The 25,788-nt window shown below is 69.0% G+C and carries 20 protein-coding genes and 1 pseudogene; 7 read left to right on the plus strand and 14 right to left on the minus strand.

The annotated features are described in order from the left end of the window. Nucleotides 1–95: 95 nt before the first annotated feature. On the minus strand, nucleotides 96–1,448 hold the full coding sequence (locus IEY81_RS03360) for a hypothetical protein (RefSeq protein ID WP_189117264.1): 1,353 nt from the start codon (nucleotides 1,446–1,448) through the stop codon (nucleotides 96–98). Between the two features lie 311 nt (nucleotides 1,449–1,759). Here IEY81_RS03360 and IEY81_RS03365 point away from each other — a divergent pair, with 311 nt between their 5' ends. Continuing rightward, nucleotides 1,760–2,161, plus strand: coding sequence for a hypothetical protein (locus tag IEY81_RS03365; RefSeq protein ID WP_189117041.1), 402 nt, complete (start codon nucleotides 1,760–1,762; stop codon nucleotides 2,159–2,161). Nucleotides 2,162–2,183: 22 nt separating this feature from the next. On the opposite strand, the gene IEY81_RS03370 is transcribed toward IEY81_RS03365, so the two are convergent. Together IEY81_RS03370 and IEY81_RS03375 are read right to left on the minus strand one after the other, a co-directional pair. Continuing rightward, a complete protein-coding gene (locus IEY81_RS03370) occupies nucleotides 2,184–2,588 on the minus strand; it encodes a hypothetical protein (protein WP_189117042.1) in 405 nt (134 codons plus the stop codon). A 120-nt stretch (nucleotides 2,589–2,708) separates the two neighbouring features. Then, entirely contained in the window at nucleotides 2,709–3,014 is a 306-nt protein-coding gene (locus IEY81_RS03375; RefSeq protein WP_189117043.1) for a hypothetical protein, read from the minus strand. A 165-nt stretch (nucleotides 3,015–3,179) separates the two neighbouring features. Here IEY81_RS03375 and IEY81_RS03380 point away from each other — a divergent pair, with 165 nt between their 5' ends. Then, nucleotides 3,180–4,382: a sensor histidine kinase gene (locus IEY81_RS03380; protein ID WP_189117044.1), complete on the plus strand. Its 1,203-nt coding sequence runs from the start codon at nucleotides 3,180–3,182 to the stop codon at nucleotides 4,380–4,382. Further along, entirely contained in the window at nucleotides 4,379–5,059 is a 681-nt protein-coding gene (locus IEY81_RS03385; RefSeq protein WP_229787289.1) for a response regulator transcription factor, read from the plus strand. The genes IEY81_RS03380 and IEY81_RS03385 overlap by 4 nt, the downstream gene beginning before the upstream one ends. A gap of 301 nt (nucleotides 5,060–5,360) precedes the next feature. On the opposite strand, the gene IEY81_RS03390 is transcribed toward IEY81_RS03385, so the two are convergent. From IEY81_RS03390 to IEY81_RS03415, 6 genes are all read right to left on the minus strand, one after another. Next, on the minus strand, nucleotides 5,361–7,457 hold the full coding sequence (locus tag IEY81_RS03390) for a RecQ family ATP-dependent DNA helicase (protein ID WP_189117045.1): 2,097 nt from the start codon (nucleotides 7,455–7,457) through the stop codon (nucleotides 5,361–5,363). A 249-nt stretch (nucleotides 7,458–7,706) separates the two neighbouring features. Next, nucleotides 7,707–9,377 (minus strand): M4 family metallopeptidase, encoded by a 1,671-nt coding sequence (locus tag IEY81_RS03395; RefSeq protein WP_189117046.1) that lies wholly within the window; start codon nucleotides 9,375–9,377, stop codon nucleotides 7,707–7,709. A gap of 161 nt (nucleotides 9,378–9,538) precedes the next feature. Then, a complete protein-coding gene (locus IEY81_RS03400; protein ID WP_271188329.1) occupies nucleotides 9,539–11,491 on the minus strand; it encodes a M13 family metallopeptidase in 1,953 nt (650 codons plus the stop codon). A gap of 125 nt (nucleotides 11,492–11,616) precedes the next feature. After that, on the minus strand, nucleotides 11,617–12,546 hold the full coding sequence (locus IEY81_RS03405; protein WP_189117047.1) for a DUF559 domain-containing protein: 930 nt from the start codon (nucleotides 12,544–12,546) through the stop codon (nucleotides 11,617–11,619). Between the two features lie 193 nt (nucleotides 12,547–12,739). Further along, the gene (locus IEY81_RS03410; RefSeq protein ID WP_189117048.1) at nucleotides 12,740–13,954 is read right to left on the minus strand and encodes a M15 family metallopeptidase; all 1,215 of its coding nucleotides are present in this window, start codon (nucleotides 13,952–13,954) and stop codon (nucleotides 12,740–12,742) included. Nucleotides 13,955–14,014: 60 nt separating this feature from the next. Next, nucleotides 14,015–14,584 (minus strand): TetR/AcrR family transcriptional regulator, encoded by a 570-nt coding sequence (locus tag IEY81_RS03415; RefSeq protein WP_189117049.1) that lies wholly within the window; start codon nucleotides 14,582–14,584, stop codon nucleotides 14,015–14,017. Nucleotides 14,585–14,677: 93 nt separating this feature from the next. Here IEY81_RS03415 and ppgK point away from each other — a divergent pair, with 93 nt between their 5' ends. After that, a complete protein-coding gene (ppgK, locus tag IEY81_RS03420; RefSeq protein ID WP_189117050.1) occupies nucleotides 14,678–15,433 on the plus strand; it encodes a polyphosphate--glucose phosphotransferase in 756 nt (251 codons plus the stop codon). Between the two features lie 2,111 nt (nucleotides 15,434–17,544). Here ppgK and IEY81_RS03425 read toward each other — a convergent pair. Beyond that, nucleotides 17,545–18,159, minus strand: a complete 615-nt coding sequence (locus IEY81_RS03425; protein ID WP_189117051.1) for a nitroreductase family protein — start codon at nucleotides 18,157–18,159, stop codon at nucleotides 17,545–17,547. Nucleotides 18,160–18,212: 53 nt separating this feature from the next. Then, nucleotides 18,213–18,848 carry a YitT family protein gene (locus IEY81_RS03430; protein WP_189117052.1) on the minus strand — a complete coding sequence of 212 codons (636 nt, stop codon included), beginning with the start codon at nucleotides 18,846–18,848 and terminating at the stop codon, nucleotides 18,213–18,215. Nucleotides 18,849–18,945: 97 nt separating this feature from the next. On the opposite strand from IEY81_RS03430, the gene IEY81_RS03435 reads away from it, so the two are divergent. Next, a complete protein-coding gene (locus IEY81_RS03435; RefSeq protein ID WP_189117053.1) occupies nucleotides 18,946–20,448 on the plus strand; it encodes a hypothetical protein in 1,503 nt (500 codons plus the stop codon). A 71-nt stretch (nucleotides 20,449–20,519) separates the two neighbouring features. On the opposite strand, the gene pntB is transcribed toward IEY81_RS03435, so the two are convergent. The 3 genes from pntB to IEY81_RS03450 all read right to left on the minus strand — a co-directional run bounded on the left by pntB (nucleotide 20,520) and on the right by IEY81_RS03450 (nucleotide 24,781). Then, nucleotides 20,520–21,920 carry a Re/Si-specific NAD(P)(+) transhydrogenase subunit beta gene (gene pntB / locus IEY81_RS03440; RefSeq protein ID WP_189117054.1) on the minus strand — a complete coding sequence of 467 codons (1,401 nt, stop codon included), beginning with the start codon at nucleotides 21,918–21,920 and terminating at the stop codon, nucleotides 20,520–20,522. Between the two features lie 2 nt (nucleotides 21,921–21,922). Further along, nucleotides 21,923–23,458: a Re/Si-specific NAD(P)(+) transhydrogenase subunit alpha gene (locus tag IEY81_RS03445; RefSeq protein ID WP_189117055.1), complete on the minus strand. Its 1,536-nt coding sequence runs from the start codon at nucleotides 23,456–23,458 to the stop codon at nucleotides 21,923–21,925. A gap of 333 nt (nucleotides 23,459–23,791) precedes the next feature. After that, nucleotides 23,792–24,781, minus strand: a complete 990-nt coding sequence (locus tag IEY81_RS03450; RefSeq protein WP_189117056.1) for an aldo/keto reductase — start codon at nucleotides 24,779–24,781, stop codon at nucleotides 23,792–23,794. 102 nt (nucleotides 24,782–24,883) lie between these two features. Between IEY81_RS03450 and IEY81_RS24035 the strand changes: the two genes are divergently transcribed. Beyond that, complete coding sequence (locus IEY81_RS24035; protein WP_229787293.1) at nucleotides 24,884–25,270, plus strand: helix-turn-helix domain-containing protein; 387 nt, start codon at nucleotides 24,884–24,886, stop codon at nucleotides 25,268–25,270. Between the two features lie 15 nt (nucleotides 25,271–25,285). Continuing rightward, a pseudogene (locus IEY81_RS24040) lies at nucleotides 25,286–25,720 on the plus strand (MmyB family transcriptional regulator); the annotation flags it as partial. Nucleotides 25,721–25,788: the final 68 nt, after the last annotated feature.

The following is a 25,788-nucleotide window of genomic DNA, read 5'->3' on the forward strand; positions in this document are numbered from 1 at the left end:
CCGTTTTCCCTACAGAGGTTCGTCGCGGTGCTGCCGTGCTCGTGGGCAAGGGAGTGCAGCGCACCAAAAAGACGTTCTTAGTGCGGCAGTTGCCGTCAGGAACGCTTCTCGTTTCCGCCGTCCTCGGACGAGTCAGGCACCCATCCGCGAGAAGCTCGCGGATCCAGAACGTCGCTCGCGTTTTCAGTCCAGTCGTCGGTGTAGTCAGCTGCCCACTCTTGGTTCTGGCTGCCATTCTCATCGCGCTTCTTCGCTCCTCGGCGACCGGTCGCACCGGCGCCTGCGCGACCACCGGCGCCGCCTCGGCCGGCGGCACGTCCACCAGCACCAGAGCCGCGGCCACCTGCTGCTCCTGCCCCGCGCGCTCCCGCTCCGCGTGCCCCAGCATTGCGGGCACCCGCGCCAGCACCGGCTCCAGCACGCACACCGGCCGCGCCGGTCCTCGCGGCAGTTGACCTGGCCGCCACGCCCGGCGCGCCTGCCTTCGCAGCGGCGCCAGCGCCGAACTTGGTGGCGATCGCTTTCGCCACACCCGCACCGAGCAGTGCCCCACCTGCCCCGAGCGCGAGCGCGGTGGCGCCGCCTGGTCCGCCGCCCAGCGGGGCCAGGCCTTCCGAGGTCTCGACCATCGCGTAGGACGTCGCCGGAGCTGGGGACCCGTCAGCACTGATCCACTGCCCCTTCTCGTTGTCCCACTCCGGGATGTTCTCGGCCTGGTGCTGCTTGATCGCCTCGTTCTCGGCCTCGATCTTCTCGTAGCCCCAACCGTCGGGATAGAGCGCGTTCGAGCTGATCTTCGCCTTGCGCGCCTGCGCTGCCGCAACGGCGCTGTAGGAGCCGGGGATCGAGGTCGGGGTGCCAGACGGGCGCTCCTGCCGAGTGTTATCGGGATCGATCAGTGCACGGACCTTCGGGTCGGCGTCGATCACCGCTGCGTCGACCGCTTGGACCTTGGCCGCGGCTTTCCGCTCTGCATCGGCGATCGCGGCCTCTCGCTCGGCGTGATCGGCCTTCGCCTGCGCCAGGGCCGACTCGTTCTTCTCTGCCCGCCGCTTGCCGACCTGCTTCGCATCGGTGGGGAAATCAGCGGGGTTGACAGCCGGGTGCGACCCGGGGAGAGATGAGTCGATCTCCGCCTTGGCAATCATTGCTTCTTTGATCCGGAGCTGCACGGCCGAAAGTGCGTCCTCTGCATCAAGGATCTTGTCACGCTTCTCGTGTGCGAACTTCGAGGAGTCCACCAAGGTGTTCTTCATCGCAGCGCCGGACATCATCGTCTCTGAGAAGCCGTCACTTGCCTTGGTGGCGTTGTTGCTCATGGTCCGGCCGGCACTGTTGAAGGCCCGGCGTCCGTCGCCCCAGCCGTTGGTCATCGCCGTGATCGCACCGGGATCGGCCCCACGAACGTAGTCATCGAGCCGAAGCGCCCAAAAACCCTTGACCGACATGAAGACCCCTCCCCGTGAACCATGGGAGTCCCTCGGACCCCCGCACGAGTAAAGTACACACCATTTGCACTGGATCCACCCAGAGTCGGCCGAACTGTCTGCTCTACTCTCAACGTATGACGATCTCTCGGCCAGTGACACTTGCCGCTCTGAGCCTCGCAATGACCTTGACAGTGTCAGGCTGCTCTTCTTCGACCGAGAAGTCCCCGGAGACCAAACCGAGTCCCACCTCAGCAAGTCCGTCGCCTACCACGCCATCCGTTCCCGCAAGCTGGCAAGCCGTCGATGTTGGCAAAGTAGCAGAGCTACGAGTGCCTCCTGACTGGACGATCGACGCCACGAACGCTTCATTACAGACCTTGGAAGCACCGAAGGACGCTACCGGCTTTCCTCCTGGACGGGGCGGAATAGGTGTCGGAAGTCTTGCTGGCGGGGACCAAGCGGAACAGTTCGATTGGGTCGCAAAGCATGCGAAGGAGAACGACTACGCGGGGTACGACAACTTCAAGCGACTTCCTGACGAGGTAATAAACGGCACCAAGTTCTTCAGGTTTCAGTTCGACTCAGAAGCAGTGTGGTGGGACGTGTACGGCACGGTCACTGCCGACGGCGAGCACAGCATCCTCATCGAATGGCAATTCGACAAGACAATCGATCGCAAGCAGGCGGAGGATATCTGGAGTCCGGTGATGCCAACCTTCAAGATGCCGTAGCGAGGTCAGCGGCTAGGCGCACTCAGACCGCGATGTTGCGGCCCTTCGACAGGGTGTCCTTGTTGAACAGCACCAGCGGGTTACTCATGATCGTGGTGGCTTCGACGAACTTCTGGAGAACCAATGCAGCCGCCTCAGCCTCGGCGTCGGCACCTTCTAGCTCCTTGACCGCAAGATCGATACCCTCGTCCATCTTAGTGATCGCTGTCTCGGACTCGGTCAGTGCCGTCTGAATGGCCGTGTGGCCCGCCGCGACAAGGCTGAACAGGTACTTTCCATCTGCCGAGTCGCCGAACATCCCCGCCGCTGGCGCCGTCATTCCGCCCTTGGCGTTCGCGATGTTCTCCTTCTCGACGTTCAAGTCCTCGCGCACCTGACCTAGCGCGATGTAATCGACTGCGATCTCTTGCCCGTTGCCCTCACCCATGATCCGCCCTCCCGAGGCTTCCGTACGCACCCCCGGCGGGTGCCTCAGTAGGAGTAGTACACCCCAGATCACGCAACAGCGCGACCCGGATGCCCACAGTGGGCCGAGCAACAACCAGAGCTACGAAGACACCTCCGCGAGCTCCTCACGAAACTCATGCGTACCGATCCGCCCCATCAACGGCGCGAGGTCGGCGAGCAGGTCCGCGAAGTTCGCCTCGTAGTCGGCAGGAGGGAGCGCCGGGTCGAGCTGAGCCTGGAAGCGAGTCCGCCAGCGGTGGCGGAGAGTCTGCGCCAGACGGTCAGGGGTACCGAAGACGGCGGCGTAGGCAGGCGACCACGGCAGGCTGCAGGTCGGGTCACTCCGCAGCGTCTCCTCCGCTTCGTTCAGCAGCCGGTAGCGGTCATGGGTCTCGGTCCACGTCATCGTCCTCACCGTCTTCGTCGTCGGGATGGTGTCGTCGACGCTACGGAGCGGTGGCCGCCCGGCACATCGCACGCTGGCAGGCACCTGGCTTCCTACCGTGGTAGGAGTGCGGCCGCCTGCCACGGGCGGATGCGACCCAGGTCACGCCTTCCTAGACTGGGCGGCATGACTGTCCGGAGCCTGGCTCGCGACGTACGCGACTTCCTGGACGGTCGCGTACGCAGCAAGGACCTCGACATCCCCTGGTGGGCGCCGCTGCTGTCGGCCGCCGCGCTCGTCGGGGTGGTGGCGGTGGCGGTGCTGCAGCGGGAGGTCTCGACCGCGGCGGTGATCGCGGGCCTGGTCATCGTGGTGCCGTCCCTGAGCATCTTCTTCGTACCTTCGACGCCCGACTGGCTCAGGCACAACATGTGGGCGGTCGACCTGGTCCCGACGCTCGCCGGGACGGCGTGGCTGATGGCGCAGCCGGCGACCGCGTTCTGGCCGCAGCACGACTTCGGGCCGGCCGTGCTGGTCCCGCTCACCCTGGAGATGGTCATCCGCGAAGGGCTCCGCACCGGCACCCTCTACGGGATCGCCTCGGGGGTCGTGATGTGGGTCTTCGCCACCGACACGGCCAGCGGCATCGGCGTACACCTCCTGCTGCTCTTCGTCGGGTGGGTCTGCGGGCTGATGATGCTCGCCCAGATGCGGGCGCTGCGGGCCGAGCGGCTCGCCAGGTCGCAGGAGCATGCTCGCGCGACCGAGGCGGAGCGCACCCGGATCGCCCGCGAGATCCACGACCTGGTGGGCCACTCGCTCTCGATCACGATGCTCCACCTCACCGCGGCAAGGCGCGCGGTCGCCGAGGGTGACGATCCCGCCGAGGCCGAGTCCGCGCTCACCGAGGCGGAGGCGATCGGACGGCGGGCGATGGGCGAGATCCGCCGGACGATCGGGGCGCTCTCGTCCACGGGCACCGGCACGGCGCCGCTCCCCGGTGCCGCCGACGTCGTACGCCTCGTGGAGGAGAGTCGCAGCGCCGGCCAGTCGATCACCTTCACCTCCACCGGCGACCTCTCCCGCATCGACGCCGGCGTCGGCCTGGGCATCTACCGGATCCTCCAGGAGTCGCTCGCCAACGCGATCCGGCACGCGCCCGGCGCCCCGGTGTCGGTGTCGTTGGCGGTCGCCGACGGCGTACGTCTCTCCGTGCGGAATCCGCTCGTCGCCACCAAGCGCGGGGTCGGCGAAGGGTCCGGGCTCGCCGGGATGGCCGCTCGCGCCGAACAGCTCCGTGGCCGCTTCTCCGCCGGCTCCGACGACTCGACGTGGAAGGTCGACCTGGTGATCCCGTCCCACTGCCTCGTACGCAAGGCGATCGCGTGACCTCCGTGAACGGCTCATCGCCGATCAGGGTGATCGTGGTCGACGACCAGGAGCTCGTACGCAGCGGCCTGCGCCGCATCCTGCGACGGCGCGACGGCTTGGAGATAGTGGCCGAGTGCGCGGACGGGTCGGAGGTCATCGGCGCTCTCGAGGCCCACCCGGCCGACGTCGTGGTCATGGACCTGCGGATGCGGCACGTCGACGGCATCACCGCGACCGGCATGGTGCGCGCGCTGCCGTCGGCGCCACCGGTGCTGGTGCTGACCACGTTCGACGAGGACGAGCTCGTCTCCGGCGCCCTGCGCGCGGGTGCGGCCGGCTTCATCCTCAAGGACTCGCCGGCGGAGGAGCTCGTCATGGCCGTACGCTCCGTCGCCCTCGGCGATGCCTGGCTCGACCCGGCCATCACCGGCCGCGTCCTGGCCACCTACCGCTCAGCCGTCGAGCCCGTCGGCGCGGCTGCCGTCGAGGTCGACGAGCTCACCGACCGCGAGCTCGAGGTCCTCCGCGGCCTCGCCTCCGGCTGGACCAACTCCGAGATCGCGGAGCGCCTCGTCATCTCCGAGCTGACCGTCAAGTCCCACATCGGCCGCATCTTCGCCAAGCTCGACCTGCGCGACCGGGCTGCCGCCATCGTCTTCGCGTATGACCACGGCATCGTCCGTCCGGCCATCTGAACTGCCGAAGCGGCAGCCTCGCCGGCCGAAGCGTCTGGTAGGACGGTCGAGACGTCTGCTGGGGCGATCGAAGCGTCAGGCGCGTCCGTCGAGTGCGCACGTCCTGCCGTCTCGGCCGACCCAACTGCCGTCTCGGCCGACCCAACTGCCGTCGCGGCAAGGTCCGCTACCGCTGGTCGAGCCCGCGAGCGCAAGCGAGCGGTGTCGAGACCAACACAGTCCCCTCGGCGCGCGAATGGACCGTGTTGGTCTCGACACGGATTCGCTCGTACCTCGCGAGTCCGGCTCGACCGACGTGGGGTCAGGTGGTGGTGGCGAGGATGAGGGGGTGGACGGTGGCGGCGCCGGCGTCGAGGAGGGCCCGGGCGGCGAGGGTGACGGTCCAGCCGGTGGCGATGCGGTCGTCGACGAGGAGTACGTCGGCGGCGGGTGGGACGTCGGCATTGAGGGAGAAGCGGCGGCCGATGGCGGCGACGCGCTGGGCGGAGTTGGCGGCACCCTGGCCGGGGGCGACGTCGGGGTCGACGATCGCCCAGGAGCCGAGGGCGGGGACGCGGAGGTAGCGGGAGAGGCCCTCGGCGAAGTCGCGCGTCAACGTCGGGCGCGTCGACGACTCGACGTAGACGATGCCGCTGACGGCGGGGCGCCAGTCGCCGAGCACCTCGACGACCGCCTTGACCAGCGGCACCGGGACCGGGCCGTCCTGGGCGGGTTCACGGAAGAGGTCGCGCAGCGCCTGGCCGTAGCCGAGGTCGGTCAGCCGGGCGACGGCGCGGCCCTCGAGGGGGCCCTCCTTGATCTTGCCCTTGAGCGAGATGCCGAGACGGTCGAGGCCGGTGGGCCACATCTTCTTCGGCTCCACGACCACGCCGGGTCGCGCCAGCCGGGCGGAGGCCTCTTCGACAGCACCTTCGGAGACCGCCGAGGTCACCTCGAAACCACCGCAGTTGTCGCACCGACCGCAGTCGACGGCACCCGGGTCGTCGAGCTGCTCGCGCAGGAACCGCATCCGACACTGGTCGGTCGAGATGTAGGCGAGCATCGCGTCCTGCTCACGGCGGCGGGCCTCGACGACCCGTTCGTAGCGCTCGGCGTCGTAGACCCACGGGACCCCGGTCGCCTCCCAGCCACCACCGACCCGGCGCGCGGCACCGTCGACGTCGAGCACCTTGAGCATCTGCTCCAAGCGCGAGCGCGAGAGGTCGACGTACGTCTCCAGCGCCTGCGTCGACAGCGGCCGACCGGCCTCGGCGAGCACGTCGAGGGTCTGACGCACCTGCTCCTCGCGCGGGAAGGCGAGGGAGGCGAAGTAGGCCCAGATGTCGCGGTCCTCGAGGCCCGGCAGCAGCACGACGGAGGCCTCGGAGGTGCCGCGGCCGGCGCGGCCGACCTGCTGGTAGTAGGAGACCGGGGAGGAGGGAGCACCCATGTTGACCACGAAGCCGAGGGTCGCGTCGAAACCCATCCCGAGCGCGGAGGTCGCCACGAGCGCCTTGATCTTCCCGGCAGCCAGCGCCTCCTCCAGCTCCGCACGCTCGGCCGGCTCGGTGCGCCCCGAATAGGCCGCGACATCGTGGCCGCGCGAGCGCAGGTAGTCGGCGATCTCCTCGGTCGCCGCCACGGTGAGGCAGTAGACGATGCCCGACCCGGGCTGCTCGGAGAGATGGTCGGAGAGCCAGGCCAGCCGCTGCTCCGGGGTCTTGAGAGAGACCACGGCCAGCCGCAGCGAATCCCGGTCGAGCGACCCGCGAAGCGTCACCACGGACTCACCGTCCGCGGTCGCCATCTGCTCGGCGACGTCGGCGGTGACCCGCTCGTTGGCGGTCGCGGTGGTCGCGAGCACCGGGATCCCGGCGGGGAGGTCGCCCAGCAGCGTGCGGATCCGGCGGTAGTCGGGCCGGAAGTCGTGACCCCAGTCGGAGATGCAGTGAGCCTCGTCGACGACCAGCAGGCCGCACTCCGCGGCCAGCCGCGGCAGCACCGCGTCACGGAACTTCGGGTTGTTGAGCCGCTCGGGGGAGACCAGCAGGACGTCGATCTCGCCGGCATGGATCGACTCCTCGATCGAGGTCCAGTCCTCCGGGTTGGTCGAGTTGATCGTCACCGCCCGGATCCCGGCCCGCTGCGCGGCGGCGATCTGGTTGCGCATCAGCGCGAGCAGCGGCGAGACGATCACCGTCGGCCCGAGCCCGGCCTCGCGGAGCAGCAGGGTCGCCACGAAGTAGACCGCCGACTTGCCCCACCCGGTCTTCTGCACCACCAGCGCACGGCGGCGGTCGACGGCGAGCGCCGAGATCGCCGACCACTGGTCCTCGCGCAGCGTGGCATCGTCACGCCCCACCAGCGCGCGCAGATGCGCTTCGGCACGGGCACGTACGTCGGTGGCCGGATCAGTCATGCCACAGGTCTATCAGGGACCACCGACGGTCCGGTCGGACCAGCCATCGACCGCGCCCACAAAAGCGAGGCCGAGCCGGCGCTGTTGGTCCTCCCCCACGGGGACCCGCAGAACCGGCTCGACGTGTCCAGTATGCGTCCAATCACCGCACCGGCATAACCACACGCCCGAATTCGTACTTTAGTTACCAAATGCGGACGACGGCGCCTCCTCGCCAAGAGGAGACGCCGTCGTCGCGGTGTATGAGGGTCAGCCGACGGAGACCGCGCTCCAGGCCGCCTCGACAGCCGAGACCTCGGCGCTGTCGGCGCCGTAGATGTCGGTCGCCGCCTTCACCGTCGCGTCACGCGCACCGGCGTAGTCGGTGGTCGAGGTGAAGTAGGTCGAGTTCGCGCGGAACCAGATCTGCTCGGCCTTATCCCGACCGATGCCGGTGATGGTCGAGCCGTCGCAGGTCGTGCTCGAGTGCTCGACGCCACCGATGGTCTTCGTGCCCGAGCCCTCGGAGAGCAGGTAGAAGAAGTGGTTGCCGACGCCGCTGGAGTAGTGGACGTCGAGGTCACCGGTCGAGGACGACCAGCAGTTGACCGAGTTGCCGTCGAAGGACGGGTTGTCCATCCGGCGCAGCGGGTCGCCGCCGTCGAGGATGAAGGCCTCACCGATCAGGTAGTCGCCCTGGTCCTCGGCGTTGTCGGCGTAGAACTCGACCGCCGTGCCGAAGATGTCCGAGGTGGACTCGTTGAGGCCACCGGACTCGCCGGAGTACTCCAGACCCGAGGTGTTCTCGGTGACGCCGTGGGTCATCTCGTGGCCCGCGACGTCGAGCGAGACCAGCGGGCCGTAGCCGACACCGTCACCGTCGCCGTACGTCATCTTCTCGCCGTCCCAGAAGGCGTTGACGTAGCCGTTGCCGTAGTGGACGCGGTTGTAGGAGCCGGAACCGTCGCCGAAGATGCCGTCGCGGCCGTGGACCTCGTTGTAGTAGTCCCAGGTCACGTTGGTGCCGTACTGGGCGTCGGCCGCGGCGGTCGCCCGGTCGTCGTTGGAGCCGTTGCCGAAGGTCGAGCTCGGGCTGGTGACCACGTCGCCGGCGGCGCAGCCGAAGCCGAGGAGCTGGCAGAGGATGCTGTCCTCGGCGTTGTTCATGTCGGTCGTGTAGGTGCCGCCGCGGGTCTCGTCACGCAGCTCGTACGTCGAGCCGTTCTGGGTCACCTGCAGCGGGACGGTGCCGGAGTAGAGCGTGTTGCCCTCGCCGTCGACGGTGTGGATGCCCTCGACCCGGCGCAGCACCTTGCCGCTGGCGGCATCGACGTACGTCGCGAGGCGGGACGGGGTGCCGTCGGACTGCTTGCCCTTGGTGGTCACGCGCCAGGCGAGCGTGGGGGTGCCGTCGACCGCGTCGACGACGAGCTTCGGGGCGTGCTTCTTGTCGGCCTGGAGGTCGGTGATCGCCTTGGTGACGGCGTCCAGGGTCAGCGCGGCCTTCATCGCCGCGTCCTTGGTGACGCCCGGCTTCACCGAGAGGTCGAGCACCTTCTCGAGGCCCTGCGAGACCGAGGTCACCGCGCCCGACTTGTTCTGGTGGGCGACCAGGTCGCCGCCGACGACCTCGAGCCCCTCGTAGGTCCGGTTCATCCGCACGTGCGTGGCACCGCTGGCGTCCTTCAGGGTCACCACCGGCTCGAGCTCCTGGCCGGCGCCGACCTTCCAGGTCGACGGCTTGCTCGTCAACGCCTTGACGGCCTTCGCCGCGACCGACTCGTCGTCGATCACCTTCTGAGCGGACAGGCTGACCGGGGTGACGGCGGAGGCGGAGTCGGCAGGGGTGGCGCCGGCTGGACTTCCGAAGGAGGCGACGAAAGCAGTTCCTGCAACAGCGGCAGCGGTGGTTGCACCCGCCACTCGAACGAATCTACGCATGGGGTTCTCCTCGAGATAACGACCAGGATCGGTCCGGATCCTTCCACCGGATCCGACCGCGCGGCCGAACAAATTCCTGCAATGCAGGTTTGTGAAGGGCTCTCCCCGCGTAACTCGGTTACGCCGTTATCAAAGATTAACCAAACACACCCTGGGGCATGTCACCAGATGCGCACCCGATCCTCGGGGTCGAGCCAGAGTCCGTCACCCGGAGCGGTGCCGAAGACCTCGTGGAACTCGTCGAGGTTGCGGGCGATGTTCGCACGGAACTCGGGCGGGCTATGCGGGTCGATGGTGAGGAACTGCTGCGCCTGCTCCTTGCGCCGGACCGTACGCCACACGTAGGCCCAGTTGAGGAAGAGCCGCTGCCGGTCGCCTATCTCGGCGGCACCATCGGTCGCGAGCATGTAGGCGGTGTGGGCGATCGTCAGTCCGCCCAGGTCGCCGATGTTCTCGCCGACGGTCAACGCACCGTTGACGAACTCGCCCGGCAGGTCCCGCGGCGAGAGCTTGGAGTACTGCTCGATGAGCGCCTTCGTCTTCACCTCGAAGGCCGCCTTGTCGGCCGGCGACCACCAGTCCTGCATGTTGCCGTCGCCGTCGAACTGGGCGCCCTGGTCGTCGAAACCGTGGCCGATCTCGTGACCGATCACCGCGCCGATGCCGCCGTAGTTCTCCGCCGGGTGGGCGTCGAGCGAGAAGAACGGACGCTGCAGGATTCCGGCCGGGAAGCAGATCTCGTTGGTGCCGGGGTTGTAGTAGGCGTTGACCGTCTGCGGCAGCATGAACCACTCGTCACGGTCGACCGGCCCGCCGAGCTTGCCGAGCTGGCGGTCGGTCTCGAAGATCGACGCGGCCGAGACGTTGCCGATCAGGTCGTCCTTGGAGATGGTCAGCGCGGAGTAGTCGCGCCACTTGTTCGGGTAGCCGATCTTCGGCGTGAACTTGTCGAGCTTCTCGTAGGCCTTCTGCTTGGTCTCCTCGCCCATCCAGTCGAGCTCGGAGATCGACTTGCGGTAGGCGGCGAGGAGGTTGGCGACCAGGTCGTCCATCTCGGCCTTCGCCTCGGGCGGGAAGTGCCGCGCGGCGTACTCCTTGCCGACCGCCTCCCCGATCGCACCCTCGACCAACGCGACCCCGCGCTTCCAGCGTTCGCGCAGCTCAGGGGTGCCGTTGAGGGTGCGGCCGTAGAAGTCGAAGTTGGTCTCGACGAAGTCGTCGGTCAGGTAGGGCGCGGCCCAGCGCAGCACGTGGAAGTAGAGCCACAGCTTCCAGTCGTCGATGTCGACCTCGCCCAGCACGGTGGAGAGGTGGGCGAAGAACGACGGCTGCCGCACCACGACCTCACCGAGGACCGCCTCGGTGTCGAGCTTCGAGCCGGAGAGGTTGCGGACGTAGGCGTCCCAGTTGAAGTTGGGGGCCAGCTCGCGCAGCTCCGCGAGGGTGAGCAGGTTGTAGGTCTTCTGCTTGTCGCGGGTCTCCTCGCGCGCCCAGTGGCCCTCGGCCAGCCGGGTGTCGATCCGGATGATCGTCTCGGCCGCCGCGCGCGGGTCGGGGTGCTCGGCGAGCGCGTAGAGGCGCTCGAGGTAGTCGGTGTACTTCCCGAGCACCTCGGCGAACTTCTCGTCGAAGTAGTAGTCCTTGTCGGGCAGCCCGAGGCCGCCCTGGAGCAGGTTGAAGATGTAGCGGTCGGACTGCTTGTCGTCGTTGTCGATGTAGGACCCGAAGAGCCCGTGGCCACCGATCCGCTCGACCTCGCCCAGGAACGCCGCCAGGTCGTCGGCGTCACGGAGCCCGTCGACCGCCGCCCGCAGACCGTCCAGCGGACGTACGCCGCGCTCGGCCACGGTGTCCTCGTCCATGAAGCTCGCGAAGAGGTCACCGATCTTCTGGGCGTCGCTGCCCGGCGCACCTCCCGATGCCGCGAGCTCCTCGATGATCGCGCGCACCTGCTGCTCGGCCTGGTCGGCCAGCATCACGAACGGTCCCCAGCTCGACCGGTCGGACGGGATCTCGACCTCTCGGAGCCAGGTGCCGTTGACGAAACCGAACAGGTCGTCCTGCGGCCGGATGTTGTCGTCCATGCCCGGGCGGGCGTCATCAAGGATCGTCACAGCCCCAGGGTAGATGTGGGGTCCCAAGCGGGTGCGCAACAACCCCGCACATGCAGGGAAGTTGCACCATGTTGCTCACGTTCGCGCGTCGCTTCCCCACATGTGCGGGGTTCTGGCGCTATCGGTCAGGACCAGCCCGGGAAGTGCGCGCGCCAGGCGTCGGAGAGGGTCGTTGGTACGCCCGGCTCGCCGCGAAGCTGCAGGACTCGGTGGATCCGCTCGAGGGGGCGGCCGGGCGACTTGTAGATGTCCTTCGCGACGAAGACCAGGATGCGCCACTGGTCGTCGTCGATCCCCTCGCGCCGCTCGAGATCGGCCTCCCACTGCTCGATGCGCTCGACGTGCTGACGGCCGTCGTACTCGATGATCGTCCTCGAACGCCGGTAGGAGAGGTCGTACTTCCGTCGCTCGAGCTCGTCGCCCACCAGCAGGTTGACCTCTGGTTCGGGAAGCCCGGCGAGCACGATCAGCAGCCGGAGCCGGGTCTCCATCGGAGAGTCCACCCCGTCGCGTACGTAGCCGACGGCCGTCCTCGCGAGCGCTGCACCCGGCCCGGACGTCTCGGCGCAGAAGGCTCGCAGAGTGGCCAGGTCGACCAGCCCCTTGCGCACCAGGTGGTCCCCGACGATCACCAGATCTACCAGGCTCAGCTGAGTGGCCAGCTCGATGAACACCTGCTGCGGCGCCGAGACTCGCACGCCGCCGATGACGTTGACGAGGCCCTTCCTGCTGAGATGACAGGTCACGTCCCGCCGACCGCGGCGCCGGCGACGTTCGACGACGGTGACGTGCTCGCCCGGGAGCGCCGGGATCGGGAGCCCGAGGACGCGCGCCGCCGTGGCGTGGCTCGCCCACGCCTTCTCACCGAACGGGAGCAACGCCGCCTCGGCCATGAGCGCCGCCGTCGTCTCGACGGTCGCCGCGACGTAGATGCCGTGCAGCAAGCGCCGGTAGGAAGGCGTACGCAGGTCCCTGATGTTCCCCTGCGCAGCTGCCGCCGCTCGGGTGAAGGGCCGCGTCGGATCGAACGCGCCGGATTCCGGGTCCTCAGTCATGGAGCCACCATGTGCGGCCCGAGCGACGATGTCGCACCCAAAATCGCTGCCTGTGGATATCTCTGGTCTGAAGCGAGCTTGTGGATGGAACTAGGCCCGAGCCTCGGATCTACGTTCCGCATCGATACAAAATCGGGCATGTGCGGGTGGAAGCCCCGGATAGGGGGTCTCGACAAGCTCGACCAACGGCGGATCAGCCGGGCTTGACGATGCGGTTCATCTCGAAGTGCATGGGGTCGGTCCACTTCCAGTTGCCGCCCCAGGTGAAGCCCCAGCGCTCGAAGATGGCGACGACGGTGCGGTCCATCTCGCCGACGGTGCCGCGCTGGTTGCCGGCGGTGTTGAGGTCGACGGCGAGGCCGAAGGCGTGGTTGGAGAGCTGGGTGCTGTTGGCGATGAAGCGCGGGTAGTAGCAGCCGGCGTACTGGGCGGGGTTGATCTTCTTCGCCAGACCCCGGTCGACGACCTCCTGGAGCGCGGCGCGGAGCTGGGGGATCATCACCTTGTTGCAGGTCACCGAGCCGATGATCGGCACCTGGGCGGTGACGATGTGGGAGCTGACCCAGCTCGCGGCGGGGGTGATGGTGCCGTCGCCGTTGGCGCGGTAGGTGTAGTTGCCGACGGCCTCGGCGACGGTGCCGACGACGTGGGCCTTCTGCGGGGCGTTGGGGTCGAGGCCGGCGCGGGCGACGACGTCGAGACGCTGCACGGAGGCGTCGGAGCCGACGATCTTCTGGATCGGCTTGACCACCCGGTTGGGGGCGATGGCGGCGGTGGAGACGATGAGCGCGTTGCCCTTCTCCATGCCCATCTCCTCGCCCCACTTGTGGTTGACGACGGCGGAGGCGAGGCCCGGCGGCTGGGGAGCGTACGCACCGACGTGGACCGTGGTCGCGTCCTTGTTGGAGCCGAGCCGGACGAAGCCGTCCTTGTCGGCCGGGAGCTCGTCCTGGCGCTCGGGGTCGATCGCGACCTCGCCGCCGGCGACGCGCTGCCAGACCTCGTCGGAGTCGGCGCTCTGGAACGGGGCGAAGTTGCGGTAGGTCGAGGGGTCGACGGCCACGACCTTCACCAGCCGTCCCTCGACGCTGACCTGCGCCATCGAGATCTGCTCGACCCCGGAGACGCCCTCGAGCGCGCCGATCTTCTTGACCGACCGGGACGGGAGGGTGTCCTCGGAGACGATCAGCAGGTCGGTGGAGTGGAGCGTGCCCTCGCGCTTGCCGGGCAGGTCGACCGCGTGGGACGGGTCGGCGACGGGGCTCTTCTTCTCGGCCGCCTCGCTGGCGCTCGGGCTGCCGCTCGGCGAGGAGGAGCCCGGCTTCTCGGGCTCCCCGGCGCAGGCCGTCAGGGTCACGACGAGCACGGCGGCGATCGCCGCGGGCGCCCTCCACGAGACCTTGCGCATCCTTCTACCTCCCCGAGGAAGGTTAGGGGAGGGCTGGTGACCGCCCAACTCGCCGGTAGCTCAGGCGAGAACGCGTGACATCAGCCAGGCGATGTCGTCTGCGGTCTGGTCGGGTGTGCCGGTCGGCTGCATGACATGACTGAGCACGACACGCACCATCGTCTCTATCGCGACGTCGGCCTGGCGGTCGCTCAGCCCGTGGTCGAACTTCTCGATGTGCTCGTGGATGATCTCGGTCGCGTAGCCCAGCAGACCCTCGCTCTGGCTGGTCAGGTAGGGCAGCAGCTCGGTGTCGGCGCCGTGGGTCGCCGAGACCACCGCGTGCAGCAGCTTGTTGTCCTGGGCGCGGTCGAGGACGGCGTACGTCGCCCGGCGGATCGCCCGGACGAAGTCGTCCTCCTGGTCGAAGGACGCGCTCACCACCGCGAGGAACTGCTCCAGCTCGCGCAGGATCAGCGACTTCGCCAGCGCGGGCTTGGCGCCGATGTCGTTGTAGACCGTCTGCCGGCTCACCCCGCAGCGTTGCGCGATACGCGACATCGTCACGCTCGCCCACCCGGTCTCGGTGGTCATCTCGGCAGCTGCGTCGAGGATTCGCTGACGGGTGGTTTCAGGTACGCCGGCCCCCATGGCGGCAGAGTCTAGTGGGACCGTCGCGCGACCGCTGAGGCGGATGTGTCATGTGCCACACGTCGCGTCACCAGTTGGAAATAGGATGGGGACATGACGACGACCCTGCCCTTCGGCATCGACTTCGGCGGCACGGGCATCAAGGGGGCCCCGATCGACCTCGCCACCGGCGAGTTCGCCGCCGAGCGCGTACGCGTCCCGACGCCGGAGCGATCCACCCCGGATGCCATCGCCGAGATCTTCGTGGAGCTGCTCGGCCAGTTCCCCGACTACGACGGGAAGGTCGGGGTCACCGTCCCCGGAGTCGTACGCCACGGGGTGGTCCACTCCGCGGCCAACATCGACAAGTCGTGGATCGGCGCCGACGCGGACGCGATCTTCACCGCCGCCACCGGGCGTGACGTGCACGTGGTCAACGACGCCGACGCGGCCGGGCTGGCCGAGGTCCGCTACGGCGCCGCGAAGGGCCGCCGCGGGCTGGTCATCATGACCACCCTCGGCACCGGCATCGGCACCGCGCTCCTCAACGACGGCGTGCTCGTGCCCAACACCGAGCTGGGCCACCTCGAGCTCGACGGCCACGACGCCGAGACCCGCGCCTCCAACATCGCCCGCAAGCGCGAGGACCTCTCCTGGAAGCAGTGGGCCAAGCGGCTGCAGAAGTACTACCGCCACCTGGAGATGCTCTTCTCGCCCGACCTATTCCTCGTCGGCGGAGGGGTCTCGAAGGAATCGGCGGAGTTCCTCCCGCTTCTGGAGCTGGACACCGAGATCATCCCGGCGAAGCTGCTCAACACTGCGGGGGCGGTCGGGGCCGCGCTCTACGCCGAAGAGCTCTCCACCGACTGACGGCGGACCCGGCTGGATCGGCTGGACCGGCTGGACCGGCTGGACCGGTGTAGCCGGGCGCGACGCCCTGGCCGGGGCACGGGACGCTCTGCGCTCGGCCCGCCGACGCCGCGCCGACGGGCTCCAGAACAACCGGAACACCGCGTACGCAGCCACCGCGAGCAGCACCAGCGCGACGAGCCCCGCGACGAACGCCCAACCGGCCCGCTTCTGCACCCCGGCCGCCGTGGCCGCGGCGTCCTGGAGGTGGCCGTCGTCGAGGTCGGCCCGAGCGCTGGCCCCCCCGAGGTCGAGGAGGAGCACCAGCTCACCGAGCTCGGTGACCGGGTTCTGCACGCCCTCGACCGCGGCGGTGGCGGCACCGACCTCGGTGGTGACCTTCGCGGCCCGGGGCAGCGAGGTGGCCAGCGATCGGTACTCGTCGGCGAGGTCGGCGCTCTCGTAGGCCTCGCGGGCGGCCGCGGAGACCGGCACACCGGCCGCCTTCGCCGCCGCCTGCAGCTCGCGGGCGCCGGCGTCGGCGCCCTCGAGCAGCCCGGCGACGGTCGCCGCGTCGTCGAACGCCCACGAGGCCATCGCTCGGCGCAGCCCCTCGGGCGGCAGCCACACCCCGTTGGCACGGTCGGCCGCGGCGTACGTCTTGCGCGCCTGCGCCCGCTGCGAGAGCTCCTTCGCCTCGGCGCGTGGGAGGACCCATCTGCGGAGGCTCTTCTCGGCGGACGCGTCGGGGTCGTGCAGCTGGACGAGGTCGAGGAACCTGCGCCAGTCGGTCACGCCGTGGGGCTCGTCGTCGGGGCGGTCGTAGGCGGTGCGGCCGCGGTAGACGTCGGCGACGACCGCGGTCAGCTCCTCGTCGGAGAGGTCCGAGACCATCGCGGAGACCGCGGCGTAGGCGGCCGGGTAGCCGTAGGCGTCGACCTCGGCGGTGACGTCGCGGCCGACCGCGTCCCAGTCGAGGAGCGCGAAGGCCTCCTTGCTGCCACGCTTCGCCTTGCCGTACTTCTGACCCTCGGCGCCGACCTCCTCGGCGGCCCGCTGCGCCACGACCTCGGTCAGTCCCTCGCTGAGCCAGCGGCCGTTGACGGTGTTGGGGTTGATCCAGGCGTGGGTCATCTCGTGGAAGAGCACGACCGAGTCGAGGTCCTCGGAGACGACGATCTCCTTCGCGTCCTCGTCGAACCACGCGTAGCCGAGCGCCTCGGAGGAGACGTCCTCGCGGACCGCGTCGAGCCCGCCGGGCCACTCGGCGCCGATCGTCTTCTCGAGCACGGGCAGCCCGGCGCGTACCTGCTTCTCGGCGAACTCGAGCCACTCCTCGTCGCCCGGGAAGCTCTGCAGCGAGACCCGGTTGTCGCCGATGGTGATCCTCTGCTCGTCGAAGGCCTTCGGGTCGCGTGCGGACACGCCGCCCTCGATGAAGTCGCCGGACGCCTTCCAGGTCGTGCGGTCACCCTTCGTCGTCTTCTTGAAACCGGGAACGGAGCTGGAGAACTCCATCGACTTCGGCAGCACGATCTCCACGGTGACCGAGTCGTCGTCACCGACACCGAGCACGGGGAAGACGGCGTACCCGTCTCCGATGCGGATGTTGTTCTTCTTCGCCCGGACAGGTGCGCCCGGGAGCTCGTAGGTCCAGGTGATCGTGCGGGACTTGCCGTAGTGGAGGTCGGGGAACGAGACGGAGGCGACCTTGAGGCCGGTGCCCTTGACCTTCTCGGTGCTCACCGCGAGCTTCGAGCCGTTGCTCGTCGCCTTGATCCGCTCGGCCCCGGCCGGGATCGGGATCGCGTGACCGGTCAGGAAGTAATAGGTGGTGGCGGTGCTGGCCTGCTGGTTGGTGACCGTGATGTCGGTCTTCACCCGGACCGTGCGTTTCTTCTCGTCGAGCACGTAGCGGGTGCGTGAGGTCTCCGCGACGCCGTCGTTCGGGGCCGCGGTCGCCGACGGACCGGTCATCACCAGCCCAGCACTCAGCGCCGCCAGCACGAACAGACCCGCTGTCACGCGCCGGAGCCGACCCGCTCCCTGACCGCTCTCCACTCGGGAACCTTAGACCGATGCCCCGCCGGGTACGACGATTTCGCGCGGTTCCGAGACGTACGTCTGAGGCGTCATGCCCAGGGCGTGCCCCACTTGTCGGCGTAGGCGACCTCGGCGAGCGGCCGGCGGACACGCTCACGCTCCTCGCGCTCGGCGTCGCGCGGGTCGACCTGAGCGGGGTCGCCGTGGCGGCCGACCGCGATGCCGGTCATCACCTTCCACCAGTCGGGTACGCCGAAGGCGGCCGCCACGGCATCGTGGTCGAACCCAGCGAACTGGTGGGAGGAGAGGCCCAGCGAGGCGGCCTGGACGGTGAGGTGCGCAGCGGCCTGGCCGAGGTCGTAGTAGGAGTAGCCGGTCCACTTCGGGCCCTTGCCGTCCGGGCCCGGGCCGACCTGGGCGACGGCGACGAAGACGATCGATGCGCGCGGCACCCACCCGGAGTTGCCCCGGGACAGATGGGGCACGAAGGTCTCGTGCCCGGCGGAGCCCCGCGGCAGGACGAGGAACGACCACGGCTGGCTGTTGCCGGCGCTGGGCGCCCACCGAGCGGCCTCGAGGAGCAGCCTGGTCTCGGTCTCGCTGATCTCGTGGTCGGCGTCGAAGACGCTCACCGACCAGCGGTCACGCAGGTGCTCGGTCAGGTCCTCGGCGCCGGGCTGGGGTGCGCGCTTCGCGGCAGTCATGCATCCATTCTGCAATGTCTACCGACTTGGGCGACAAACCGTCTCAACGGCTGTCAGGCGAGGTAGCGGCCGGGCCGGTGGTTGAAGGCCAGGATGATGTTGAGGACGATCGCGCCGACCGCGGAGAGCAGCACGGTCACCGGCGCGACGACGGCGAGCGCGAGCAGCACGACGGCGACGTCGAGCCCCATCTGGACGTACCCGGCGCGGAGGTTGAGCCGCTCCTGCAGGACCAGGGCGAGCACGTTGAACCCGCCCATCGAGGCGCCGTGACGGAAGATCACCAGCAGCCCGAGACCGACGAGCAGGTTGCCGGCCACCACGCCGTAGACGGTGTCGAGGCCCTCCAGCGGGAGCAGGTCGCCGAGGCCGTGGGTCATCGCCGAGACCGCGATGACGCAGCCCAGCGAGCGCACGGTGAACCCGAGACCCTTCTTGGAGAGCGCGAGCCCGAAGAAGGGCAGGTTCACCAGCACGAACAGCACCTCGAACGGGAGCCCGGTCCAGTAGCTCACCAGCAGGCTCAGGCCCGCCGTCCCACCGGTCACGGCGCCGACCGACTGGATCAGGTAGAGACCCAGCGAGGTCACCACGATGCTGGTCACGTAGCCGAGCGCGTCCTCCACCCAGGTGTGGGGGATGCGGATCGACTCGAGGGAGTCTGCATACGGCTCTGACACAGCTCTCATTGTGTGCGTCGTGCCCGGGCCGAGAAGAATTCGGCAGTGCGAGATGTGTGTCACGTTCCCGCTGGTCAGAGGTGCGTTCACCAAGCATGATGTCCCCATGACCCAGCCGCCTCGGGACGATCTGCCGCCACCACCCTCTGCGCCACCCCCGTCGCCGCCGCCTCCCCCGCCGCCGCCTCCGCCGTCTCCGGGTGCATGGACACCACCGCCGCCTCCGACCGACGGCGTGTGGATCCCGCCGCCACCTCCGGGCGCCTATGCCGGCCCGCCGAAGAAGAAGCGGTCGAAGACCGGTCTGTGGGTCGCTCTCGGCGGGCTCGCTGTGCTGGTCCTCATCGCCGGCGCCGGGCTCGGGGCCTTCTTCCTCCTCCGCCCGGGCGGATCGAGCAGCGCCGCCGGCGGCGACACCGCGGAGACGCCGGGCACCCACAGCGACATGGAGGCGGTGACCTCGGAGCCGACCCGGAAGTGGAGCTGGAAGAGCAGCGACGAGATCCGCTGGACGGCCGACGGCCCCGACTTCACGGTCGCGGTGCTCGAGGGCGAGGCGGGGTTCGTCGTGCTCGACGACGACGGCAAGGAGAGGTGGCGCGCCGAGCGTCACAACTACAGCGGTGCCTGGGTCGACGAGGACGCCGAGCGGATCCAGGCGTCCTGGTACGGCCCGATCTCCACCGACGCGAACGGCGAGACCACGAGCGACAGCGGCACCATCGTCTACGACTTCGACGGTGAGATCGTGTTCAAGGACACCGACGACGACCACTTCGTCGAGTCCGTCGAGGAGGACGGCACCTACCTCGTCCACGACAGCGAGGCCAAGACCCTGAAGAAGGTCAGCAGTCCGGACGACAAGGGCGAGTGGACGATCTCCGGCGAGAACATCACGACCACCGACGACTGGATCTACGCCGTCCACGGCGACACGCTCGCCCGCTACTCACGCGAGGACGGCATCCTCGACTGGAAGATCGACATGCCGGCGGGCTGGAAGGGCCCGAAGTTCTGGTACGACATCAAGCTCGACGCCAACGACGACCTCGTCGTGGTCGTCGGCCACGCGACGTACGGCTTCTCCGCCGAGAAGGGCGAGGCCCTGTGGAACGTGCCCGGCGAGGGAGCGGTCACCTCGACCGCCGGCGACCGCATCGCGGTGATCGAGGACGGGCGCTACGACGAGGCGCAGGGCATCACGATGCCGTCCAACGGCCCCTACCCGATCTTCGACGAGACCGGGAAGGTCGGCGAGCTGCCGTTCTCCACGGCCCGACCCTACGGCGCGGTGCAGATGGTCAAGGTCGACGGCAAGGGCGACCAGCTCAACTTCGGGATCGACGAGGGCGCTCTCTACGACGCGGACGGCAAGCTGCTGGAGGACGGCTACGGCCACGCGTACCAGGCGCTCGACGCCGGCGTCTATCTCCTCGACAAGGCCACCCTCTCCTTCCGGACGTGGCACGAGGAGGAGGACGTCTGGACCCTGACGCTCTCCGGCGTCGACTCGATCGGCGACACCATCAACCACCGCGACGTCTCGGTCGGCTTCGGCGACGGCCACCTGGTCGTCAACGACAAGCACAACCTCTGGTTCTACGAGTGACGCCGTCCTGACATGCAGCAGTGGGGCGCACCGGGATTCCCGGTGCGCCCCACTGCTCGGTCAGGTCAGGGTCAGGCAGGCACCCGCGCGAGGGCCGCCACGATCTCGTCGACCTTGGCCTTCGCGTCGCCGAAGAGCATCTGCGAGTTGTCGCGGAAGAAGAGCGGGTTCTGCACACCGGCGTAGCCCGCGGCCATCGACCGCTTGAAGACGACCACGTTCTTGGCCTCCCAGACCCGCAGGACCGGCATGCCTGCGATCGGCGAGCCCGGGTCCTCGGCGGCGGCCGGGTTGACGGTGTCGTTGGCACCGATCACCAGGACGACGTCGGTCTCGGCCAGGTCGTCGTTGATCTCGTCCATCTCCAAGACGATGTCGTAGGGCACCTTCGCCTCGGCGAGCAGCACGTTCATGTGGCCCGGCAGACGCCCGGCGACCGGGTGGATGCCGAAACGTACGTCCACGCCCTTGTCCCGCAGGATGCGGGTGAGCTCGGCGACCGGGTACTGCGCCTGGGCGACGGCCATGCCGTAGCCGGGGGTGATCACCACGGAGGAGGCGCCGGCCAGCAGCTCGGCGGTGTCCTCGGCGTTGATCTCGCGGTGCTCGCCGTAGTCGACGTCACCGGACGGGCCCGCCTCGATACCGAAGCCACCGGCGATGACGGAGATGAACGAGCGGTTCATCGCCTTGCACATGATGTAGGAGAGGTACGCACCGCTCGACCCGACGAGGGCACCGGTGACGATCAGCAGGTCGTTGCTGAGCAGGAAGCCGGAGGCGGCAGCGGCCCAGCCGGAGTAGCTGTTGAGCATGGAGACGACGACCGGCATGTCACCGCCACCGATGGAGGCGACCAGGTGCCAGCCGAGCGCCAGCGCCACGACGGTGACGGCGATCAGCAGCGGGAGCGTCGGGTTGATGATGTAGACGACGGTCAGGACCGCGAAGACGACCAGTGCTCCGATGTTGATCAGGTTCTTGCCCGGCAGCATCAGCGGCGCCGACTTGATCCGCGCGGAGAGCTTGAGGAACGCGACGATCGACCCGGTGAAGGTGACCGCACCGATGAAGACGCCGATGAAGACCTCGGCGGAGTGGATGGCGCCGCCGTGAATGTGACCTGCCGCCGCCTCGAGGTGACCGTTCCAGCCGATCAGCACGGCGGCGAGACCCACGAAGGAGTGCAGCAGCGCGATCAGCTCGGGCATGCCGGTCATCTCGACGACCTTGGCACGCCACAGACCGACGACCGCGCCGATGGCGACCGCGACGACGAGGACGAGCACGGCGGTGGTGGTGCCGGCGTCGGCGACCTGGATGACGGTCGCGACCAGGGCGAGCGCCATACCGGCGACACCGTAGAGCCAGCCCTGGGAGGCGGTCTCGTGCTTGGACAGACCTGCCAGCGACAGGATGAAGAGGAGGGCGGCGACGAGGTAGGCCGCGCCGGCGATCGAGAAGATATCCATGATCAGGCCTTCCGGAACATCGAGAGCATGCGGCGGGTCACGGCGAAGCCACCGAAGATGTTGATGCTCGCCAGGAGCGTGGCGATGCCCGCGAGCACGAGGACGACGTTGTCGGCGACGGTGAGCTGGAGCAGCGCACCGACCACGACGATGCCGGAGATCGCGTTGGTCACCGACATCAGCGGGGTGTGCAGCGCGTGGTGGACGTGGCCGATGACGTAGAAGCCGATCACCACCGAGAGCGTGAGCACCGTGAAGTGGCGGGTGATCTCGGCCGGCGCCACCGCGTTGAGCAGGAAGAGCGCCAGGGCGCCGGTGCCGACGAGCGCAAGCTTCGCACCGGAGGAGAGGGGCTTCTTCGTCTCGGTGGTCGAGCCCGTCGAGACCTCGGCGGGCGCCGCAGCAGGAGCCGCGGACACCTGCACCGGCGGAGGCGGCCAGAGCACGCCGCCGTCGTGGACGACGGTCAGGCCGCGCTGGACCTGGTCCTCGAGGTCGAGGGCGAGCACGCCGTCCTTCTCGGGCGTGACCAGCTTCATCAGGTTGACCAGGTTGGTGCCGTAGAGCTGGCTCGACTGGGCCGGAAGGCGCGCGGGCAGGTCGGTGTAGCCGATGATGGTGACGCCGTTCGGCGTGGTGACGACCTCGTCCTTGACGGTGCCCTCGACGTTGCCGCCCATCGCGGCCGCCATGTCGACGATGACCGAGCCGGGCTTCATGGAGGCGACGTCCGCGGCGGTGATCAGCTTCGGCGCGGGTCGGCCGGGGATCAGCGCGGTGGTGACGATGATGTCGACGTCCTGCGCCTGCTCGGAGTAGATCTCCGCGGCACGCTGGTCGTAGGCCTCCGAGGTCGCCTTGGCGTAGCCGTCGGTCGACTTCTCGACCTCGACCTCGACCTTCAGGTATTCACCGCCGAGCGACTTCACCTGGTCGGCGACCTCGGGCCGCGGGTCGGTGGCGCGGACGATCGCGCCGAGCGAGGAGGCCGCACCGATGGCGGCCAGACCGGCCACACCGGCACCGGCCACGAGCACCTTCGCCGGAGGCACCTTGCCCGCGGCGGTCACCTGGCCGGTGAAGAAGCGGCCGAAGTGGTGGGCGGCCTCGACGACCGCGCGGTAGCCGGCGATGTTGGCCTGGCTGGAGAGGATGTCCATCGACTGCGCCCGCGAGATACGCGGCACCGCGTCCATCGCGAAGGCGTCGACCTTGCGGGCGGCCAGCGCATCGAGGAGCTCACCGCTCTGCGCCGGCGCCAGCGGGGCGACCAGCGTGGCGCCGCTCTTCAACAGCTCGACCTCACCGATGGAGGGGGCGTTGACCCGGAAGACCAGGTCGGCACCCCACGCCTCGGCCGCGGTGCCGATACGGGCACCGGCCTCGGCGTACGCCTCGTCGGTGAAGCTGGACGCCTCCCCGGCGCCACCCTCGATGACGACGTCATAGCCCAGGCCGGTCAGCTGTTTGACCGTCGCGGGCGTTGCCGCCACCCGTGTCTCCCCAGGCTTCGTCTCTCGGGTCACTCCGATGAGCATCCTCGGCTCCTTCGTCAGTTACGCGGTCTCTTCAGTTTCCAGCATGGCGGGGTTCCGGTCAGCCGATCTGCGTGTGACCGATGGATGACCGGGCCGAGCCGGAACCCCACCGTGCTGGTTACCGGCCGGTAACGGTAGGGCAGATCAGCCAGTGGACACCAGGGTTGTCCACTTGTATCGGTCCAAGACCTGTGGTCTTCCTCACGGACTCACAACCACCCCGAGTGGTCACTTGTCGCCCGCGAATGGTCGATCTTCGACGCCGAGAAGTCAGCGGAGTGACCTCTCGGCGTCAAAGATCGACCTCTCGGCGTCGAGAATCGACGTCTCGGCTCACTTCTCGCTGTCGAGCTGATCCATGAACTGGCCGGGGTAGCGGTCGCCACGGGCGGCGCCGACCGGGACGGCGGCGTCGATGCGGGCCAGGTCGGCGTCGGTGAGGCTCACCTCGTTGGCGCCGACCATCGACTCGATCTGGCTCACCTTCCGCGAGCCGATGACGGGGACGAGGTGCTCGCCGCGGGCTGCGACCCAGGCGATCGCGAGCTGCGCGAGCGTGACGCCCTTCGCGGCGGCGATCTCCTCCAGGGTGGCGACCAGCGCGCGGTTGTGGTCGAGGTTCTCGCCCTGGAAGCGCGGCATCCGGCCAAGCGATCCGGCCACGGCACCGCTGCCGCCGATCAGGCCGCGACCGAGCACGCTGTACGCGGTGATGCCGATGCCCAGCTCACGGCACGTGTCGAGGATGCCGTTGGTCTCGATCCCTCGGCTGAGCAGGGAGTACTCGATCTGCAGGTCGCTGATCGGGGCGACGGCGGCAGCCCGCCGGATGGTCTCTGCGCTGACCTCGCTCAGGCCGATGTGGCGTACGAAGCCGGCCTCGACCATCTCCTGGATCGCGCCGACGGTCTCCTCGATGGGCACCTGCGGGTCGAGCCGGGCGGGCCGGTAGATGTCGACGTGGTCGGTGCCGAGCCGCTGCAGGGAGTAGGTGAGGGAGGACCTGACCGCCTCGGGGCGGCCGTCGAAGCCGGCCATCATCCCGGTCGGGGCGAGGAGCGCGCCGAACTTCACCGAGAGCACCACGTCGTCGCGGCTGCGCTCGCGCAGCGCCCGGGCGATCAGCATCTCGTTGTGGCCGGCGCCGTAGAAGTCACCGGTGTCGATGAGCGTGCCGCCGGCGTCGAGGTAGGCGTGGATGACGCGTACGCCGTCCTCCTCCGCGACGCGCCCGTAGGCGCCGGACAGGCTCATCCCGCCGAGGGCGGGGGAGGTGACAGTGGGTCCGTTCTTGCCGAGCTGTCGGCTGTTGAATGTCGTCATGCCATCCAGCGTGCTCCCGTCCCGAGCGCCGCGGGAGGCACGGCACATCCAGGGAGAGGTCGTCCCTGGATAATTGGCCACGACGGGCGGAGGATGAGAAGCGTGACCGATCGCCGTGAGCTCGCCGACTTCCTCCGTCGCCGCCGCGAGATGCTGAGGCCGGCCGATGTCGGTCTCCCGGAGGGGTTGCGGCGGCGTACCCCGGGGCTCCGCCGGGAGGAGGTCGCCTCGCTCGCCGGGGTCTCGACCGACCACTACACCCGGCTGGAGCAGGCGCGCGGGTCGGCGCCGTCGGAGTCGGTGCTCTCCGCGATCGCGCGGGCGCTCCAGTGCGACCTCGACGAGCGCGACCACCTCTTCTACCTCGCCGGGATGACGCCACCTGCGCGCCAGGCCGGCCACTACGTACGTCCCGGCCTCACCGCGCTCGCCCGGCGGCTGACCGACATCCCGGTCCTGATCTGCACCGACATCGGTGACATCGCCTAGCTCAACCCGCTCGCCTCCGTCCTGCTGGAGATGCCGGAGGGCTCGGCCCGCAACGTGCTCCGGCGCTGGTTCACCGAGCCCGAGTTCCGCACGACGCCGCGGGAGGACTGGGACCGGATGTCGGCCAGCCACGTGGCGGACCTGCGGGCGACGTACGCCCGACGGTCCGGCGACCCGGACGTCACCACCCTCGTCCACGACCTCCTCGAGACCAGCGAGGAGTTCCGACGGCTCTGGGAGCGCCACGAGGTCGGCGTCCGCCGGGCCGACGTGAAGACGTTCGTCCATCCGGAGGTGGGCCCGGTCTCGGTCCGCTGCGAGGTCCTGCTCACCGAGGCGGCCGACGTGAAGCTCCTCGCCTACTTTCCGCTGGAGGGAACCGACTCGGCCGAGAAGCTCGAGCTCCTGCGCGTCATCGGGACCCAGCGGCTCGAGCGATCTCGGGGCTGACGTCGCCGGCTGACGTCTCCGGTCGGGGGGCTCGACAAGCTCGACCACCGGTGTGCGACACGCCGTAC

Origin of the sequence: Nocardioides luteus, from assembly GCF_014648595.1 — a bacterium.
Taxonomy (GTDB): Bacteria; Actinomycetota; Actinomycetes; order Propionibacteriales; family Nocardioidaceae; genus Nocardioides; species Nocardioides luteus.

What these genes read in the sequence shown, in the direction of transcription:
- IEY81_RS03360 (WP_189117264.1), bottom strand. Translation starts at nt 1,448, where the DNA reads ATGTCGGTCAAGGGTTTTTGGGCGCTTCGGCTCGATGACTACGTTCGT.
- IEY81_RS03370 (WP_189117042.1), bottom strand. Translation starts at nt 2,588, where the DNA reads ATGGGTGAGGGCAACGGGCAAGAGATCGCAGTCGATTACATCGCGCTA.
- IEY81_RS03375 (WP_189117043.1), bottom strand. Translation starts at nt 3,014, where the DNA reads ATGACGTGGACCGAGACCCATGACCGCTACCGGCTGCTGAACGAAGCG.
- IEY81_RS03380 (WP_189117044.1), top strand. Translation starts at nt 3,180, where the DNA reads ATGACTGTCCGGAGCCTGGCTCGCGACGTACGCGACTTCCTGGACGGT.
- IEY81_RS03390 (WP_189117045.1), bottom strand. Translation starts at nt 7,457, where the DNA reads ATGACTGATCCGGCCACCGACGTACGTGCCCGTGCCGAAGCGCATCTG.
- IEY81_RS03395 (WP_189117046.1), bottom strand. Translation starts at nt 9,377, where the DNA reads ATGCGTAGATTCGTTCGAGTGGCGGGTGCAACCACCGCTGCCGCTGTT.
- IEY81_RS03405 (WP_189117047.1), bottom strand. Translation starts at nt 12,546, where the DNA reads ATGACTGAGGACCCGGAATCCGGCGCGTTCGATCCGACGCGGCCCTTC.
- IEY81_RS03410 (WP_189117048.1), bottom strand. Translation starts at nt 13,954, where the DNA reads ATGCGCAAGGTCTCGTGGAGGGCGCCCGCGGCGATCGCCGCCGTGCTC.
- IEY81_RS03415 (WP_189117049.1), bottom strand. Translation starts at nt 14,584, where the DNA reads ATGGGGGCCGGCGTACCTGAAACCACCCGTCAGCGAATCCTCGACGCA.
- ppgK (WP_189117050.1), top strand. Translation starts at nt 14,678, where the DNA reads ATGACGACGACCCTGCCCTTCGGCATCGACTTCGGCGGCACGGGCATC.
- IEY81_RS03425 (WP_189117051.1), bottom strand. Translation starts at nt 18,159, where the DNA reads ATGACTGCCGCGAAGCGCGCACCCCAGCCCGGCGCCGAGGACCTGACC.
- IEY81_RS03430 (WP_189117052.1), bottom strand. Translation starts at nt 18,848, where the DNA reads ATGAGAGCTGTGTCAGAGCCGTATGCAGACTCCCTCGAGTCGATCCGC.
- IEY81_RS03435 (WP_189117053.1), top strand. Translation starts at nt 18,946, where the DNA reads ATGACCCAGCCGCCTCGGGACGATCTGCCGCCACCACCCTCTGCGCCA.
- pntB (WP_189117054.1), bottom strand. Translation starts at nt 21,920, where the DNA reads ATGGATATCTTCTCGATCGCCGGCGCGGCCTACCTCGTCGCCGCCCTC.
- IEY81_RS03445 (WP_189117055.1), bottom strand. Translation starts at nt 23,458, where the DNA reads ATGCTCATCGGAGTGACCCGAGAGACGAAGCCTGGGGAGACACGGGTG.
- IEY81_RS03450 (WP_189117056.1), bottom strand. Translation starts at nt 24,781, where the DNA reads ATGACGACATTCAACAGCCGACAGCTCGGCAAGAACGGACCCACTGTC.